Annotated in this window: 12 protein-coding genes and 1 other RNA gene; 12 read left to right on the top strand and 1 reads right to left on the bottom strand. The window is 43.9% G+C overall.

Annotated features, from left to right (window positions below):
* Window positions 1-674: 674 nt before the first annotated feature.
* A complete protein-coding gene (gene glnA, locus AOT82_RS02285) occupies window positions 675-2,084 on the top strand; it encodes a type I glutamate--ammonia ligase (protein WP_071001623.1) in 1,410 nt (469 codons plus the stop codon).
* Window positions 2,085-2,306: 222 nt separating this feature from the next.
* Window positions 2,307-2,999, top strand: a complete 693-nt coding sequence (locus tag AOT82_RS02280; protein WP_071001622.1) for a DUF4124 domain-containing protein — start codon at window positions 2,307-2,309, stop codon at window positions 2,997-2,999.
* 106 nt (window positions 3,000-3,105) lie between these two features.
* Here AOT82_RS02280 and AOT82_RS02275 read toward each other — a convergent pair whose 3' ends face one another.
* Window positions 3,106-3,822, bottom strand: coding sequence for an SIMPL domain-containing protein (locus tag AOT82_RS02275; protein ID WP_071001621.1), 717 nt, complete (start codon window positions 3,820-3,822; stop codon window positions 3,106-3,108).
* A gap of 252 nt (window positions 3,823-4,074) precedes the next feature.
* Here AOT82_RS02275 and ffs point away from each other — a divergent pair.
* From ffs to AOT82_RS02225, 10 genes are all read left to right on the top strand, one after another.
* Window positions 4,075-4,171: signal recognition particle sRNA small type (gene ffs, locus AOT82_RS02270), an RNA gene on the top strand.
* Between the two features lie 209 nt (window positions 4,172-4,380).
* Entirely contained in the window at window positions 4,381-4,977 is a 597-nt protein-coding gene (locus AOT82_RS02265; RefSeq protein WP_071001620.1) for a LemA family protein, read from the top strand.
* 39 nt (window positions 4,978-5,016) lie between these two features.
* The gene (locus AOT82_RS02260; RefSeq protein WP_071001619.1) at window positions 5,017-7,914 is read left to right on the top strand and encodes a M48 family metalloprotease; all 2,898 of its coding nucleotides are present in this window, start codon (window positions 5,017-5,019) and stop codon (window positions 7,912-7,914) included.
* 62 nt (window positions 7,915-7,976) lie between these two features.
* Entirely contained in the window at window positions 7,977-8,867 is an 891-nt protein-coding gene (locus AOT82_RS02255) for a DNA polymerase III subunit psi (RefSeq protein ID WP_071001618.1), read from the top strand.
* A 92-nt stretch (window positions 8,868-8,959) separates the two neighbouring features.
* Window positions 8,960-10,096, top strand: a complete 1,137-nt coding sequence (gene serC, locus AOT82_RS02250) for a 3-phosphoserine/phosphohydroxythreonine transaminase (protein WP_071001617.1) — start codon at window positions 8,960-8,962, stop codon at window positions 10,094-10,096.
* A 440-nt stretch (window positions 10,097-10,536) separates the two neighbouring features.
* A complete protein-coding gene (locus tag AOT82_RS02245) occupies window positions 10,537-12,369 on the top strand; it encodes an extracellular solute-binding protein (protein ID WP_071003611.1) in 1,833 nt (610 codons plus the stop codon).
* A 145-nt stretch (window positions 12,370-12,514) separates the two neighbouring features.
* The gene (gene gloB, locus AOT82_RS02240; RefSeq protein WP_071001616.1) at window positions 12,515-13,294 is read left to right on the top strand and encodes a hydroxyacylglutathione hydrolase; all 780 of its coding nucleotides are present in this window, start codon (window positions 12,515-12,517) and stop codon (window positions 13,292-13,294) included.
* Between the two features lie 99 nt (window positions 13,295-13,393).
* Window positions 13,394-14,464, top strand: coding sequence for a microcin C ABC transporter permease YejB (gene yejB / locus AOT82_RS02235; protein WP_071001615.1), 1,071 nt, complete (start codon window positions 13,394-13,396; stop codon window positions 14,462-14,464).
* A 62-nt stretch (window positions 14,465-14,526) separates the two neighbouring features.
* A complete protein-coding gene (locus AOT82_RS02230; RefSeq protein ID WP_071003610.1) occupies window positions 14,527-15,585 on the top strand; it encodes an ABC transporter permease in 1,059 nt (352 codons plus the stop codon).
* Window positions 15,586-15,601: 16 nt separating this feature from the next.
* Window positions 15,602-17,269, top strand: coding sequence for an ABC transporter ATP-binding protein (locus AOT82_RS02225; RefSeq protein WP_071003609.1), 1,668 nt, complete (start codon window positions 15,602-15,604; stop codon window positions 17,267-17,269).
* The last annotated feature ends 41 nt before the right edge of the window (window positions 17,270-17,310 follow it).

Here is a 17,310-nt window from a genome sequence, read left to right as displayed (position 1 = left end):
ATTTTGTCCTCTATCAAATGCAGAGCATGGGCTAGCTAAATAAGCATTACATAAAAATAGTTTTCTCTCATCATAATGATTTCACGAGCAGAGAAAAATCAGCAAATCGATATTTTATTATTGCACCGTAAAAGAACAATATAATAATTATAAGATTTTCTTAGCACCAATATAGTGCAAAATTATCACAACTAGTGCGTCGAATAACCTCTCAACATAAAGGTTGTTAGCAAAAATATATTTTTATATAAAAATTATTTGGCGTAAGTCACTGTAATTATTGTAAAATATTGTTTTAAGTGAGGTAAATAGTAATTTATTTGAGATATTGGCATAGCCTTTGCATTGAAGTTGGTATGATTATTGATGACCATAAAAACGGGTCTAAAAATAATTATTCATAAGTGCCAGAAGAGTTCAGCATGACGAGTTATATATTGCTAGAATGATATGAGAATTGACTTAAGATGTTTGTAGACCATTGAGATGACTATTGGGCTAATTAAGAAAGCGTCTTAGGTGAGTGTCTTGACTAATCCGACAAATAGTGCTGATAATAAGCATAATATCGAATGCGCTGTTTGGTATTGGAAGGACATCTGGAATTCTTGCACAAGAAATGGCACCAACAATTTTAAATTGCAATAACGTGACCAACACAACGGAGATTATGTATGTCGAACAAATTATTAGATCTTATTCAATCCTCTAATGCTAAATGGGTTGACTTTCGCTTCACTGATACGCGCGGTAAAGAGCAGCACATCAGTTTCCCAGCATCGACTGTCGATGAAGATGTCATGGAAGATGGCAAAATGTTTGACGGCTCATCTATCGCTGGTTGGAAGGGTATCGAAGCGTCTGATATGATCTTGCGTCCTGATCCAGAAACGGCGTTCGTTGATCCGTTCTTTGATGCGGTTACTGTGGTCGTGACTTGCGATATTATCGAGCCATCAACACTACAAGGCTATGATCGTGACCCACGCTCTATCGCACGCCGCGCTGAAGAGTACTTGAAGTCGACTGGTATCGGTGACACGGCTTACTTCGGTCCTGAGCCTGAGTTCTTTGTATTTGACGATGTAAAATGGTCAGTTGACATGTCTGGCGTCAGCCACAAGATCACGGCTGAAGAAGCGGCTTGGTCAACTAATGAGACTTATGAGTGGGGCAACATGGCTCACCGTCCACGCGTCAAAGGCGGTTACTTCCCAGTACCACCAATCGATAGCTCACACGATATGCGTTCTGTCATGTGTGAACGCATCGAAGAAATCGTTGGTGAAGGCCGCGTAGAAGTTCATCATCACGAAGTGGCTTCTTGCCAGTCTGAGATTGGTGTTGCATTCAACACGATGGTACGTAAAGCGGATGAAGTTCAGCAATTGAAATATGTTGTCCATAACGTGGCGCACCAGTTTGGTAAAACAGCGACCTTTATGCCAAAACCAATCGTTGGTGACAACGGTTCAGGTATGCACGTGCATATGTCAATCTCAAAGGACGGCGTAAACACGTTCTCTGGTGATGAGTATGCTGGTTTGTCTGAGACCGCATTGTACTTCATCGGTGGTATCATCAAGCATGCTCGTGCGCTGAATGCGATTACCAACCCATCAACGAACAGCTATAAGCGTCTTGTACCGCATTATGAAGCACCTATCAAGCTTGCTTATTCAGCGTCTAACCGCTCGGCGTCTATTCGTGTGCCACATGTGAGCAGCCCGAAAGCGGTACGTATCGAAGCGCGCTTCCCTGATCCAACGGCGAACCCATACTTGGCATTTGCTGCGCTATTGATGGCAGGCCTTGACGGTATCCAGAACAAGATGCACCCAGGTGAAGCGGCTGACAAGAACTTATATGACTTGCCACCAGAAGAAGAAGCGCAAATCCCAACGGTTGCAGAGAGTCTAGATGTTGCGCTACAAGCACTAAAAGATGACCATGACTTCTTGTTAAAAGGCGATGTGTTCACTAAAGACATGCTAGAAGCGTTTATTGCATTGAAAGAAGAAGAAGTACAACGCCTAAACGTGACTGTACACCCTGTCGAGTTTGACATGTACTACAGCTGCTAATAACGAATTAGTCCGTTAAGTTAATTCGATAAAAAAGAACCAGTCAAGTGAATTTTGGCTGGTTTTTTTGTACCTGTTGGAAAAGATAGTGGTATAAATGGATGATATTTTTTTAAATACCATTGATTTCACATCAAATCCTACTGATTTTGCACCAAAAGTGTCGCATAATAGTTCTTATAAAAGTATATTAATAGTAAATACTAATTAGGTTGACTGACTATGAGTTTGTTATCAAAGCGAGATTTGTTACGAGGTAATATACAGTTAGGAGCATTGGCTATCATGGCTAGTCTTTGTGCGCCTCTCAGCAACGCAGCACCCATCTATAAAGTGATTGATGAGCAAACAGGGCAAATCACCTTTACCGATCGTCCGCAGTCTTATGAGGAGCAGGCAGGAAAACAAGTCAGCCAGACCAGCGTTAATACCGGCGAAAGTAGCGCCCCCAAAGGAATGCCAAGTGAGGTCAGAGGCAATACTGATCTTCCAGCTGCCGCTGCCACCAAACCTGCGGTGAATATCAACTATCAGTTGAGTATGATTGAGCCGAGTACAGAGCGTGCCTATCAGCGCCCTGCACAGAGTATCGTCATCGCGCTTGACGTAAAGCCTGCATTACAAAATGGCGATCAAGTGAGTATATATTTGGATGATAAAGAAATTGCTCAAGGTCTGAGTGCCTCTGTTGCGACAGTTGATCTGCAGCCAGGCCCACATAGTATTCGCGCTGTCGTAAAAACAGTATCAGGACAAACCCGTCAGCAAGTCAATCGTACGGTACATGTCATTCAAAACACCTTGATTCTACAAAAGAAAAAGAAGCTTGCCGAGCAGCTGCTTGCTTACGAGCGCTTGCCATGGCACCAAAAGGTCTTGTTAAAAATGCGCGGTAATGACGCTGTATCTCAATAGCAAAGTCATTAGTAATATATAAATAAAAAGGGCAGACGTGATCATCGCGTCTGCCCTTTTTATGTATTGCTTCTACTGAGCTTTAAATAAGCCTGTTGTCATTTACTTATTTGGTCAGCTCAATGGTACCATTGGCAGTCACTGAGATAGTGCTATTACCAGACTCAAAGCTTTGGCTTGGTACCGACTCGTCTGCCATGCCTGATTTCATGCTCATAGCGCTATACATTGGGCGTGGATAGTTGCTACCGGTATTCAAATTAACATTCACGACGCGATAGCCGCGTGCATTCCAAGCGCGCGTCAGGTTTTTGGCCTGCTGCTGGAAGGCGCGAGACGCTTCTGTCATTAGTTTTTGCTCTAATGCATCTTTTTTGGTGTCTGAAACCCCAAAATTAAGATTATCCATGACTAAGGTTTCTTGTAAATCCGCAATCAGCTGACTGATTGCTGCAAAGTCTGTACTTTTCAAGTCTATGTTTGCTTGACCTGTCCAACCAATGATTTTGTCGTTTTTGTCATAGCGTGGATAGGTACGCTGCTGCCCAGTGCTCACAGTCACGCTTGGGTAGCGTTTGGCAATTTTCATGGCATTATTGATTGACGTATTAAGCATCGTGGCTAAAGTTTTGGCATCCGTTGTCTGAGCCTTTTTATATAAGCTGGCACGTACTTCATCGTTTTGGATTTCTTCTTTTACTTCTGTCTGAAACGTCAGTTGGTCATAGCCTGTTGGCTCTGCATGGGCGCTACCTATCATGGCTGTCATTAAACAAGCAGTACCAGAAGCGATGGCCAGTTTATTCAATAGAGCATTTTTCATGGTTATCTCCTAAATCAATGTTAAGGGTATTCATATGAATACTTTCAAAAGGTATTTACAAAGGAAGTTGTACCTCTTATTTTTAAGTGTTGACATGTGTGCAACTTCATTCACTAAAATAACAAAATCTGTATAAGTTGCTGTGAGAATTTTGTGAGCTAGGTTACTGGGTTATTTTTCGATTAAAACAAACAGTTTTGAGATAGGGGTTGTAAAATTAAAAAATCCTTGTATAATCTCATCCGGTGGCTCCATTGGTAGCCTCGCAACATTGTTCTATGAATCCCGCCAGGACCGGAAGGTAGCAACGGTAATAGATTTGATGTGTGCCGAGGATGTGCTGATGGAGTCGCTTTTTTTTGCCTAAAATTTGATAGATATTCTAATAAAGTACCTAATATACCGGTATTCTGTATTAAGCCCTTCATTGTAAAGGGCTTTTTTTTGTCTAAAATTTCATTCGATTTCTTATTTAAATTAAAAGCGTCATTGATTAATATGCGTTAAAATACAATGTATTAAGTTTTAATAACATTCTAGACACTTTGAGGTTTGGTTATGAAGATGTTTGTTTGGCTGTTCATTATATTTGTGGTGCTAATCGTTATGTTTGGGGTGTCCATATTTAATAAATTGGTGCGTGCACGTAACCAAGCAAAGAACGGCTTTGCGCAGATAGATGTGCAGCTCAAACGTCGCCATGATTTGATTCCAAATCTAGTCGAAACAGCTAAGCGTTACCTGACTCATGAGGAAGAGACACTGACACGAGTTATTAGCGCACGTAATCATGCTCAAAACCTACAAGACTCGCATAAGCATCAGCCAGACTCAAAAGAGCACATGGCACTATTTGCCAAAGCAGAAGGCATGTTGTCCAAAGCGTTGAGTCAGTTTTCGGCAGTGGTAGAAGCCTATCCTGAGCTTAAAGCGGACAGTATGATCAAAGAGTTGATGGATGAGCTGACCAATACCGAAAACAGAATCGGTTTTGCTCGTCAGCACTATAACGATAGTGTGATGTTTTATAATAATGATCGTGAAGTGTTCCCTAACAATCTTGTCAGTACAACCTTTGGTTTTCGTCCGCTTAGCCCCTTGGTATTTGCAGACAGAGATGTCATTGCTAAAGCACCGAATGTTAATCTGGGCTAAGATTTAGATAAATTTGGCCAAGGTTAGGCAGCCCAGTTAATGGATTTTTTTGGTGAACAGCGGATACGTACACGGCGCAGTCTATTACTGTATGGGCTGTTTTTCCTTATTGTGCTCGCCCATATCGTGGTGGCACTGGCTATCATGGGACTGCTGTTAACGATATTCACGGGTGGTATATATCATTGGGTATTGATGCTAGTCATTCTCTTTATAGTAGGCAGTTTCGTTGGTGGGAGTTTTTTAGAATATCGGCGCTTGCGAGCGGGGGGACGCGCTATTGCCCAGCGAGTAGGGGCGGTCAGACTGTTTATTGATAACAGTCAGGAACCATGGGAGCACAGTCATGGGGTCGCGCATCAATATGAAATCAAAGAAAAAGTTCACTATCGCTCACATCATATAGCAGTACGAAGCGAGCGTGATTTCCCACCAGTCTATCGTCGTTATTATGAGATTGCCTATCAGTTAGCGATTGCATCAGGTTTGTCTGCGCCTCTCTTATACGTACTACCCAATGAGCAAGGAATCAATGGCTTTGTCGCTGGTCGCCATCGTCAAGATATGGTGCTTATCGTGACCCAAGGCGCGCTAGATAAATTGTCTGATGAAGCATTATATGGGCTGATTGGTCATGAGTATGGTCATATCTTGCATGGGGATGCCACGTTCAATCTACAGCTGATGGTGGTACTGGCTGGTTTACAGATACTATATGATTGGAGCGATCCCATTCCTAATACTCGCTATGCTGATAATCACAATGTATCGCATAAGCTACTATCACAGAGACACGTTGATGGACGCGCGCGCAATACCGAAGCTCAGACTACTCACTTTACGACCCACAGCGAGTGGGTAGCGTACTGGCAACAGCAGTCTCACCAGCATCAGTCTAGATGGGTACAAAATACACCAGCGATGCCTCACAGAGCACCCCGTAGTGTCTGGACACTACTGCTCCATGGTTTGAGCTTCTCAAGTATGGCCAGTGCTCAGTTGATTAAGCATAGCTTTAATCGTGAGCGTGAGTTACTTGCTGATGCAACCAGCGTACAATTAACGCGCTCGCCTGCGATCCTAGAAACCTTAAAAGCCATTCATCAGGACCCGATTGGGTCACGATTATCGAGTGTTGCTGATATCAACGGACTCAGCCATTTTTTCTTTGCCAGTAGTGGCACGGACTTGGGGGATGTGTCTTGGTTTGCCACTCATCCAAGCTTGACGGAGCGTATGAGTGCTATTAATGCTGATGCCTATCGTAAGTTTGCCGTACAAGTCGTTAAAGAAAAGCGGATCAATCAGCAGAAGATAAAAGAAATATATCGGCAGCGCCATCTAGGTGATTGGGGAGCTGTAATAAAAAATAGCCTAAGCAAAAATTCACAGAAAAAGTCTCAAAAGTCTCAAAAGTCTCAAAAGTCTCAATTGCCGCATCGATCATTGTTCGATATTGATGCAGAAGAAAACCATAAGCAGAACGCTATTTTTGATAACACTGCAAGTAACAGTGAAAGCCAGACAGATAAAGGTCTCGAGTTCACTAAAGAGGTAGATACAATTATCAATGGTCGCTTGCAGGTAGAAATAGCACCTATAGATACCGATAATTTGCTGAAGCCTTGGCAGGCCAAACCTGACGCTGACCTACCAGAAGATACATTAATTGAAGCGAGCGATATTCAAAAGGTGTCACTCCCGCAATATGTACTCGATCATATTTATCATCCACTTGGTGCACAAGCGCTAATAGAAGCGGTCATGCTTTGCCATCAGCATCAACCATTATCAACAAATGCATTATATGGTTTGGCAGATATTTGGGGTGAGGGCTTTTCTATTGAAAGTGACTCTACTAGTCATAAGCAAGTATTACCCCATAGGATAGATGCTAAGCTACTGGCCATAGTGGCCAATTTGGATAGACGTTTGGACAGTGCTTTGATTGTATTCGCATTAGCCCAGTTACGTCGTCATGACTTATCTGAAATACATATCAAAAAATTAAAGCTTAGAAGTGACAGCGAACACAGTCACGAAAGCGATCAGTACTATAAAAAACAAGCAAAATGCCGTACGATGTTGTTGCGTTACCAACAAGGTATGGTTGAGTTATTTCACCAACAGCTGACATCTGACTTAACTAAAAGCTTAGCTTGTGATTCTGTAGATCAAAAAATATCGAGTGATCGCTCTTACTCGGCAGCGAATTCATTTAATCATTCATTAGCTGTAGAGAGGCAAAAATCATCCATACTGTCATTATGGCAAGCGTTACAATTACAGCAGTTACTACCGATATTGTCTGAGGTTTTACACGATACGGATACGCAAGCTCTATCATCACAGACACTCAAAACTGGTATAGAAGGCGTAAGGGTACAGCTAGATCCTTCAGGGCAAGTATTTGAAGCACTGAGCGATGCTCAGATATCGATGGTGGTTTTACTGGCGTATCGGCTATCAAAAGACGCTAAAGGCCAGATGATCTCAATATATGAGCGCTCATTATTGAGTGAAGGTGATGAGAGTGTGGCGCATTACATTGTAGATTTAAGACGTCATGCGCGTTTGGTTGATATTGATTTGACGACAGTGAGCGATGTCAACTTGCAATGGTTGTTATTAACGGCACAACACTTAAATAGTATTCAATTATTAGCGATTATTGCTGCGGTTCCTATTTCTACTATTCATTCTATCAAGCGGCCCATAAATACTTTGGGTAGTACTAATTATCCAGAGAGACAACAGGATGGTAGTCAAATAGATTATAATGACGATAGCACGATAAGACCTGCTCATCATGAGTATCGACAATGGCTAAGTACATTGCATACCGTGATGTTACACGATACGATAATCAGCCAAGATGAATATGATTGCCTGATCGCAATGTCAGAGCGTTGGCTAGGCGTACGGCAGCTTTTTTGATAAGAACTACCAAAATCATCTAAAAAACTATATAGACAACATAATTAGGATAGTAGAGTCGTATGAGTGATATCCAAGACCCGCTAAATGTATTGCAGCGCCGTGTGCAGCAGCGCCAAATCCTAGCGATGATGGGTATCAATCAATGGGTGCGGCCTGAGTCAAGTACCGTAAATATAGCGGATATCACGATAGATTCGGTTGAACACTCAAATACTGGCTCTATTGATACTGAATCCGCGAGTGCTGGAGCTGCTATAGAGACAGTCGTTCAGCCGACCAGTGGTTATGATACGAATGACTCTTATAGCAGCAACCATGACAATGTGAATAACGATGCTCATGGTCTAGGTATTCATGAACAGGCAGCCACCGAGCAAAGCCCAGTCACCTATAGTTTTGATAGTATGGGCAATGAGATATCTGCTACTTCAGATGCACCTCGTCTTCACAATAGTCCAGATATCGAATCAAACCAAACCGCCGCATTTTTTATAGATGAAGTGGTGCAGTCAACAACTGCGCCTATTGCGCCACAGCAATTATCTCAAAGCAGTCATAATAGTGATAGTGTAAATGACGACAGCTTGAAAAAGGTAGCACCATTTAGCTTACAAGGTGGACGCTATGGAGATTGGGTGATATTGGTTGATATTCAGGCACTTAATAGTGATAGCCAAAAGCTATGGAATAATATCACTCAAGCACTCTCAATGACTCATGAGACGACCTCATTTCCGATTTGCGCCGGTATGGACACAGTAGAGCTTGCCAATGCCAGCCTTGCTGGATATATCTTTAGAATTGGTCTGCGCGAAGAGATAAAAGTTGCTGCTTTAACAGTACTACCTGAAGGTCTTCAGCACCCCAACCTTATGACTGTGCCTACATTAGATGACATGATTGCAGATAGTGATGCTAAACGTCAGCTGTGGGAGCGCATATCTCATTGAGTGATATTAAAACTGATATCGATGTAAATTTTTTTATCAACAAACTGAAATAAAGGTCGCTTCTTTATTTCATCATACCTAGGACTGTGATTATGTCTATAACCCAAACGTCTACACCCACTGCTAATAATAGTACGCCGCATCGTCTGCCAAACTTCTGTGCTGGCCCTGCCACCATGCCAACATCCGTATTGGAGCGTGCTCAGAGCGAATTGCTCGACTGGCAAGGTCGCGGCCTATCGGTCATGGAAGTCAGCCACCGTAGTAAAGAGTACATGGCAATTACTGACAAAGCAGAAGCTAAGCTACGCACGCTTATGGAGATACCAGACAACTATAAAGTGCTGTTTTTGCAAGGCGGCGCTAGCTTGCAGTTTTCTGCCATTCCATTGAACCTGCTAAATGGCGGACGCGGCGATTATTTGACGACGGGTGCATGGTCAGGTAAGGCGATTAAAGAAGCCCAGCGCTATGAAGCACTTGGTCTGGGTAAGATAAACTTGGTCGCGACTGGCAAAGAGGACAACTTTACGACTGTACCCGCCCAAAGTGAGTGGACTGTGAGTGACGATGCCGCTTATTTTCACTACTGTGCCAATGAGACTATCCATGGTCTACAGATATTTGAGCCACCACAAGTAGACGCGCCAATCATTGCCGATATGTCATCTTGTATCTTGTCACAGCCGATAGACGTGTCTAAATTTGGTATGATCTATGCAGGTGCCCAAAAGAACATCGGTCCTGCAGGATTGGTCATTGCAATCATCCGTGATGATCTGTTGGGGCAGGCTAGCGCATGGTGTCCTATGCTACTGAACTATGAGCACCAAGCAGACAAAGAGTCTATGTCTAACACGCCAGCGACGTACTCTTGGTACTTAGCAGGACTGGTGTTTGATTGGTTGGAAGCGCAGGGTGGTGTGGCTGCTATTGGCAAAATCAACCAGCAAAAAGTCGATTTACTTTATAAGACAATCGATGAGAGTAGTTTTTATCACAACCCAGTCGATCCTCAGTATCGCTCTATCATGAACGTGCCATTTACTTTAGCAGACAGCAGCCTTGATAAAGTGTTCTTAGAAGAGTCAGAAAAAGCTGGTTTGTTAAATCTAAAAGGCCATCGTGACGTAGGCGGTATGCGAGCCAGTATTTACAACGCCGTGCCACTTGAGTGGGTACAGCAGTTGGTTGATTTTATGATAGCGTTTGAGAAAAAGCATGCATAGGTCATACTAGACTTTAAAATAAAAGACGCCGCTTTTATAAGTTGCGTCTTTTTTTATGAGTATATTGATCGATGCACAGTTTGAGTAAAAAGCGTTCAATATCTGCTGCCATTACATCTAATATAGTAGAACCTCAATAAAATTGATACAGCATAGGAAACGCGCTCGATTAAACGCTGCTTTTCTTGCTTGCTGTAACTGCGTATCCAGAGGCTGCGAAAAATAGCGTTTAATCTTGCTATACCATTTTTATAATGGTTTCACTATACCAATGATGTCATACTGATGGATGTCGCACTGACGCCGCGTAACATGGCAAAATATTAGGTTAAAAAACCTAAGTTTGTTATGATGAAATTTTGCTATCAGGCTATTTTGCCGTCAGCGCTTAATTTTTGATACTCGCATTGGTTAGCATAGAGGTTTGTTATAACGTTATGATAAGAAAAAATGCTCTGCTAAAAGCTGTTTTGCTAGCCATCACTGTCAGCTGGATATCGAGCAGTATTGCGGCGCCTATCACAACGACAGCGCTTGGACATAACAGTCCTACGAAATACATCAATGCGCCTTACATGCCCTATGCCAATCCAAAAGCGCCTTCAGGAGGCACGCTTTCGCTAGATGCGCGTGGTACCTTTAATAGTGCCAATAAGTGGATGACCACGGGCGTGCCAATGATCGGCACCGACTATCTGTATGATACCTTGATGACAGGTTCGTTAAATGAAGCGTTTACCATGTATCCACAGCTGGCAAGTAAGGTAACCTATGATCCAGACGATACCAGCTGGATTGTCTATCACATCAATCCTGCTGCCCGTTTTTGGGATGGGACGCCTGTGACCAGTCATGATGTCAAAGCGACTTTTGATGCAATATTAAACAAAGGTCCGATGTCTATTCGTAGCTATTTGGCTGATATCAAAGCCGTTCAAGTCATCGACGAGCAGCAAGTCAAATTTGTCTTTGCCTCCGCTGAAAACAAAGAAATCCTACTGACGGTTGGGCAGTTTCCTGTTTTTGCCAAATCCTCAATTGAGGCTGATTTTGAAAAGATCAGCCTGACACCCTTAATGGGTAGTGGGCCTTATAAGCTGGGACGTGTCGATGCGGGGCGTTCAGTAAGCTACATACGTGATCCCAATTACTGGGGTCGTGATTTGATGGTCAATCGTGGTCGTTATAATTTTGACATGATTAAGTTCGTTTATTATCAAAGCGATGAGATTGCCTTTGAAGGATTTAAATCTGGCCAGTACCGTTTTCGCCCCGAAAACAAAGCATCAAATTGGGTGAGTGGTTATGATTTTCCTGCAGTGAAAGCAGGTCTTATCAAAAAAGAGACCATAACCAGTCAAAACCCAGTGCCCATGCAGGCATTGGTGATGAATTTGCGCCGCCCAATCTTTCAGGACATTCGGGTGCGCCAAGCCCTAACGGCTGCTTATGATTTTGAATGGATGAATAAGACATTATTTCATGGACAGTACGAACGTTTGCAGAGCTTCTTTCACGGGTCGGAGCTTGCGGCAACTGGTACACCGTCTAGTGAAGAGATGCAGGTGTTAACGCCTTTATTGTCTGAGCTTGAACCGATTCAGCGTAAAGCCGTCTTAGCAGAATGGCAGCTACCCAGCAGTGATGGCAATGGCTTTAATCGACAAGGATTACTAAAAGCGCGGCAGTTATTGCTAGATGCTGGATTTTATTATGATGATATGAAGCTATATCAACCGAATGGTCAGCCCGCCCAAATTGAGATTTTGATGACAGGCGAGACCATGGGCCGTGTCTTGTTGCCTTATATTCGTAATTTAAAACGCTTAGGGTTTGAGGCAACCTTGCGCCAAGTGGATGGGCCGCAATATTATGAGCGAACGCGCCGTTTTGATTATGATATGGTCGTCGATGTGTTTGCCCAAAGTCTATCGCCTGGTGCTGAGCAGGCTGCATTTTGGGGTAGTGCGGCGGCTGATGAGCTTGGCAATCACAATAGTGCTGGTATCAAAAATGCAGCCGTCGATGAGGTGGTTGCTAATCTTGGTAATGCCAAAAATCGTGACGAAATTGTGTTATATACGCAGGTGCTTGATCGGTTGTTGCGAGCGGGTCATTATGTCGTACCATTGTATGGTAAGTCTGGCACCAACGTTGCTTATTGGGACCAATACCGTCATACAGACACATTACCGACCAACGCCGTCGGCATCGATTACTGGTGGGTGGACAAAGAAGCAGAAGGACGCATCAACAAATATTTGAAGCAGTAAGTAGTACCTTTTGACAGGATTTGGTCTAGTAATAGCTGACTGCCAAACGCATAGGCTGTTACCACGCAGTAAAAGCGAGAAGTAAAATCAAAACGAAATAATTCAAAATAACGAGTAAAAAAATAACTACTGGTAAGGATTTGACATGAGTATCCGTATTCACCCCATTAAAGCGTTTAATGATAATTATATTTGGGCCTTAATTAATGAAAATAATAAGCAGGCGATCGTCATTGATCCAGGTCATGCCCAGCCGGTTATCGATTATCTAGAGACGCATGGACTAGAGCTAACCTCGATTTGGACCACGCATCATCATCATGATCATATTGGTGGTGTCGCAGAATTGCAGGAGTCGTATCCGATGACCCATCTGGTGGCGCATAGTGAGCATGGGGTTGATGAGGATCAAACCATTAAAGATGGCAGCACGGTGAGTGCATGGGGCTGCTCTGCACAAGTCTGGGATGTATCAGGACACACCGCCAGCCACATGGCCTATATCTTAGATATTGATGGGCAAAAACATTGTTTCTGCGGGGATACGTTGTTTAGTGCTGGCTGTGGACGTGTCTTTACGGGTACGATTGAGCAATTGCATGATAGTTTTAAACGTTTGAACGGCTTGTCTGATGAGACACTACTTTATCCTGCGCACGAGTATACGGCTAGTAACCTACGCTTTGGATTGTCTATCGAACCTGACAACGAGGCAATGCAACAAGCACTAGCGCAAGCTGAAGCACAAACGGCACAAGGTGTGCCGACACTGCCAGTGACGCTAGAGCATGAGCGTGCGATCAACGTGTTTTTGCGTACCCAAGAGCCAAGTGTGATTGCAGGGGTTAAATCAAAAGTAACTATCGACTATGATAACTCTTTGACGGTATTTGCAGCGTTACGCGAGCTGAAAAATAATTTTTAATGCAAGTTTTTAATACATGGACATGTTTGTGTAGACCTTTAGCACGAAAGAATCACTGCTGTCGTCATCGCCCTCTCTCTTTATTTAGGAAGTCGCCATATGGGTCGTTATATCTTAAAAAGACTCCTACTGATATTACCGACACTATTTTTGATATTGCTTGCCAACTTTGTAATCGTACAAGCGGCACCAGGCGGACCTGTTGAGCAGCAGCTTGCCCTTATTGAGCAGGGCGCAAAAGATAACGCACTTGGTGGTAATATTGGCGCGGGCAGTGCAGGTGGCAATGACAGCACTTATCAAGGAACGCGCGGTCTCTCTGAGGAAATGGTCGCTGCTATTAATGCTCAGTACGGCTTTGACAAATCCGCTCCAGAGCGATTTTGGCTTATGTTAAAGAACTACGCTCAGCTAGATTTTGGTGAGTCGTTTTTTAAAGGACAGTCGGTGACCGATCTCATTATAGAGAAGCTACCAGTCTCGATATCGCTTGGTCTTTGGAGTACGCTACTCATTTATCTGATTGCCATTCCTTTAGGGGTGTATAAAGCGATGCATCATGGCTCAGGCATTGATAAATTCACTGCTATGCTGCTGGCTATTGGACATGCGATACCTGTGTTTGTCTTTGCAGTTATTTTATTGGTATTTTTCGCAGGTGGCACCTATTGGAATATTTTCCCGCTACAAGGGCTCACGTCCGAAAATTTTGACCAACTCAGCGCGCTTGGTAAGGTGAAAGATTACTTTTGGCATTTGGCACTACCGCTGCTAGCCAGTACCGTAGGTGGTTTTGCGGGCTTGACGTATCTGACCAAATTTAGCTTTTTAGAAGAGTTGGGCAAGCAGTATGTATTGACCGCTCGCGCAAAGGGACTGGGTGAGGGTCAGGTGTTGTATGGTCATGTATTTCGCAATGCTATGTTGATTATCATCGCAGGTATCCCAGCCGCTATCGTTGGTATTTTCTTTGCCGGTAACTTTTTGATTGAGATTATCTTTAAACTAGATGGGTTGGGGTTGTTAGGTTTTGAGGCCATTCAACAACGCGACTATCCAGTGATATTTGGCACGCTATTTATCTTCACCTTGGTAGGGCTACTACTGCAATTAATCAGCGACTTAAGCTATCACTTAATTGATCCCCGTATTGATTTTGAGGGGCGCTAATGTCAAATAATCAATCTTCATCAAAGAGCAGTACTATTAATAGCGAACCAGATAAAGCGCCAATGCCTGAGCACAATCCTCAGGTAGCGCTACCGAAAAAGCAGCGCTTAAACCCCATTTGGCAAGCGCGTTTAAATCGCTTTCGCCAAAATCGTCTTGGGGTAATATCACTGTTTGTTTTTGCAGTGATATTTGTCATTTGCATGGCAGCTAACGTCATTGCCAATGACAAACCTTTACTGGTGCAATATCAAGGCGACTATTACTTTCCGGTATTAAAGGCCTATCCTGAAACGACATTTGGCGGTGTATTTGAGACCGAAACCAATTATAAAGATCCTGCAGTGCAGTCGCTGATTGATGAGCAAGGGTTTTATATAATGCCGCCTATTCCGTTTGCTGATCAGACACCCAATGTCGAGCTTGGTCTGCCTTATCCAGCGGCTCCAAACGCTCAGAACTGGCTTGGCACTGATGATATGGGACGCGATGTGCTGACACGGATACTTTATGGTATGCGCGTCTCATTGTTGTTCGGTCTGGCGCTGACGCTCGCTGGTGCTCTCATCGGTATTATTGTCGGTGCAATACAAGGCTATTATGGCGGCTGGGTAGATCTGGCAGGGCAGCGCTTTATGGAAGTGTGGGGCGGTATGCCTCAGCTATTTATGATTATTATCTTAGTCAGTTTATTTAGTCCCAGTATTATCATGCTATTTGCCATGATGCTGTTATTTGGTTGGATGGGGCTGGTCGGTTTGGTAAGAGCAGAGTTTTTGCGTGCTCGTAATTTTGATTATGTGCGTGCCGCGCGCAATCTCGGTGTGTCTGATAGCCAAATCATGCTCAGACATATTCTGCCCAATGCGTTAGCCTCAAGTTTATCTCAGCTCCCTTTTATATTAACAGCTAATATCATTGCGTTGACTGCGCTGGATTTTTTGGGTTATGGGTTGCCGCCTGGCTCGCCGTCTTTAGGTGAGCTGATGGTACAAGGAAAAAATAACCTTGATGCCCCTTGGCTGGCTTTATCAGGGTTTTTTAGTTTGACCTTTATTTTGTCATTGCTCATCTTCGTTGGCGAAGCACTGCGTGATGCGTTTGATCCGAGGCGCTCTTGATATGACCGATAATATTATGGCTACCGAGCAATACAACGCGCCAACTGAAAATCTTAATCGCGCGCAAGACAAGCTCGTGCTGACAGTAGATAGTCTTAGTATCACAACTGCTACAGGCATCCAGCTGGTCGATGAATTATCTTATGAGCTAAGACAGGGGCAAACTCTGGCTATCGTTGGTGAGTCAGGATCTGGCAAATCGATTGCCAGTCTTGCACTACTAGGTCTGCTACCAGAGAATTTGACGATTAAGGGTGAGGTTCAGCTGGCAAGCACGGCAGGCATGTCTCAACTACCGATAGCGAATGACAAATCGCGTAATGCCGCACTACGTGCTATTCGTGGTCAGCGGATCGGTATGGTATTTCAAGAGCCGATGACAGCGCTAAATCCGCTACATACCGTTGCAAAACAAATCGCTGAATCACTGCGTTTAAGCGGCGTACCCAAAAAACAATGGCGAGCCACCAGCATTGCCTTGCTAAATGACGTCAATATCACGGATCCCTCTGACAAGTTGAATCGTTATCCACATGAGTTGTCAGGTGGTCAGCGTCAGCGAGTAATGATTGCGATGGCATTGGCTCAGCAGCCTGATATCTTGATCGCTGATGAGCCAACCACCGCACTTGATGTGACATTACAGCATGAGATTTTGGCACTACTGAATGATCTCAAATACCAGCATAATATGGCGATGATATTAATCAGCCACGATCTCAATCTGGTCAGGCGCTATAGTGATGAGGTCATCGTGATGCGCCAAGGCCAGACGATTGAGCAGGGTCAAACGTCAGCGGTATTTGATCAGCCTAAAGCCGATTATACTCGCACGCTCATTCAGCAAGACTTCGGTCAAGCGCTACAGCCAGTAGCAGATCATGCAGATGGACCATCAACTGTATTAAAAGTGAGCAATCTCAACGTACAATTCCCAATCGAAAAAAGTCTATTTGGGAGTACAAAACGTTGGTTTGATGCGGTCAAAGCTGTTGATATGACCTTGCAAAAAGGGCAGGCATTAGGGATCGTCGGTGAGTCTGGATCTGGCAAAACCACCATTGCACTGGCGCTGAGTCAGCTGCTTGGCAATCAAGCACGAGTGCATGGACAGATAGTGGTGAATGGGCAAGATATCTCAGCACTGTCCAAAAAAGTGCTACGTAACTTTCGCTCGCAGATTCAAATGGTGTTTCAAGACCCTTTTGCCAGTATCAACCCTCGTATGACGGTCATGCAAATTGTGGAAGAAGGACTGTTGGTACAAGGCGTGGATAAAGACGCGCGTCAGCAGGCGGTGATGGAGAGTTTGGCTACCGTCCATTTGCCTTTAGCATTCGCGCAGCGTTATCCGCATGAGCTGTCCGGCGGTCAACGTCAACGCGTGGCATTGGCGCGCGCACTCATCATGAAACCGAGCCTACTTATATTGGACGAGCCTACCTCTGCGCTTGACAGTACCACGCAGGTAACGGTGGTCAGTTTATTGCGTGAAATTCAACAAAAGCTGCAAATAAGTTATGTCTTTATCAGTCATGATCTCAAAGTAGTCCGCGCACTATGTCAGCATATTATGGTACTAAAACAAGGGGCATGCGTGGAATCTGGGCTCACAGAAGATATCTTTAGCCAGCCACAGCATCCGTATGCCAAGCAGTTATTAAAGGCGAGCAGTACACAATAATAGCGACATACCAAAAAAGGCAGTGGTACAATCATGCTAGA

This window comes from Psychrobacter sp. AntiMn-1, assembly GCF_001854065.1.
Taxonomy (GTDB): domain Bacteria; phylum Pseudomonadota; class Gammaproteobacteria; order Pseudomonadales; family Moraxellaceae; genus Psychrobacter; species Psychrobacter pacificensis.
The sequence above is the reverse complement of the archived record's forward strand: the minus strand, read 5'-3'. Positions and strand labels throughout refer to the sequence as shown.

What these genes read in the sequence shown, in the direction of transcription:
- glnA (WP_071001623.1), top strand. Translation starts at nt 675, where the DNA reads ATGTCGAACAAATTATTAGATCTTATTCAATCCTCTAATGCTAAATGG.
- AOT82_RS02280 (WP_071001622.1), top strand. Translation starts at nt 2,307, where the DNA reads ATGAGTTTGTTATCAAAGCGAGATTTGTTACGAGGTAATATACAGTTA.
- AOT82_RS02275 (WP_071001621.1), bottom strand. Translation starts at nt 3,822, where the DNA reads ATGAAAAATGCTCTATTGAATAAACTGGCCATCGCTTCTGGTACTGCT.
- AOT82_RS02265 (WP_071001620.1), top strand. Translation starts at nt 4,381, where the DNA reads ATGAAGATGTTTGTTTGGCTGTTCATTATATTTGTGGTGCTAATCGTT.
- AOT82_RS02260 (WP_071001619.1), top strand. Translation starts at nt 5,017, where the DNA reads ATGGATTTTTTTGGTGAACAGCGGATACGTACACGGCGCAGTCTATTA.
- AOT82_RS02255 (WP_071001618.1), top strand. Translation starts at nt 7,977, where the DNA reads ATGAGTGATATCCAAGACCCGCTAAATGTATTGCAGCGCCGTGTGCAG.
- serC (WP_071001617.1), top strand. Translation starts at nt 8,960, where the DNA reads ATGTCTATAACCCAAACGTCTACACCCACTGCTAATAATAGTACGCCG.
- gloB (WP_071001616.1), top strand. Translation starts at nt 12,515, where the DNA reads ATGAGTATCCGTATTCACCCCATTAAAGCGTTTAATGATAATTATATT.
- yejB (WP_071001615.1), top strand. Translation starts at nt 13,394, where the DNA reads ATGGGTCGTTATATCTTAAAAAGACTCCTACTGATATTACCGACACTA.
- AOT82_RS02230 (WP_071003610.1), top strand. Translation starts at nt 14,527, where the DNA reads ATGCCTGAGCACAATCCTCAGGTAGCGCTACCGAAAAAGCAGCGCTTA.
- AOT82_RS02225 (WP_071003609.1), top strand. Translation starts at nt 15,602, where the DNA reads ATGGCTACCGAGCAATACAACGCGCCAACTGAAAATCTTAATCGCGCG.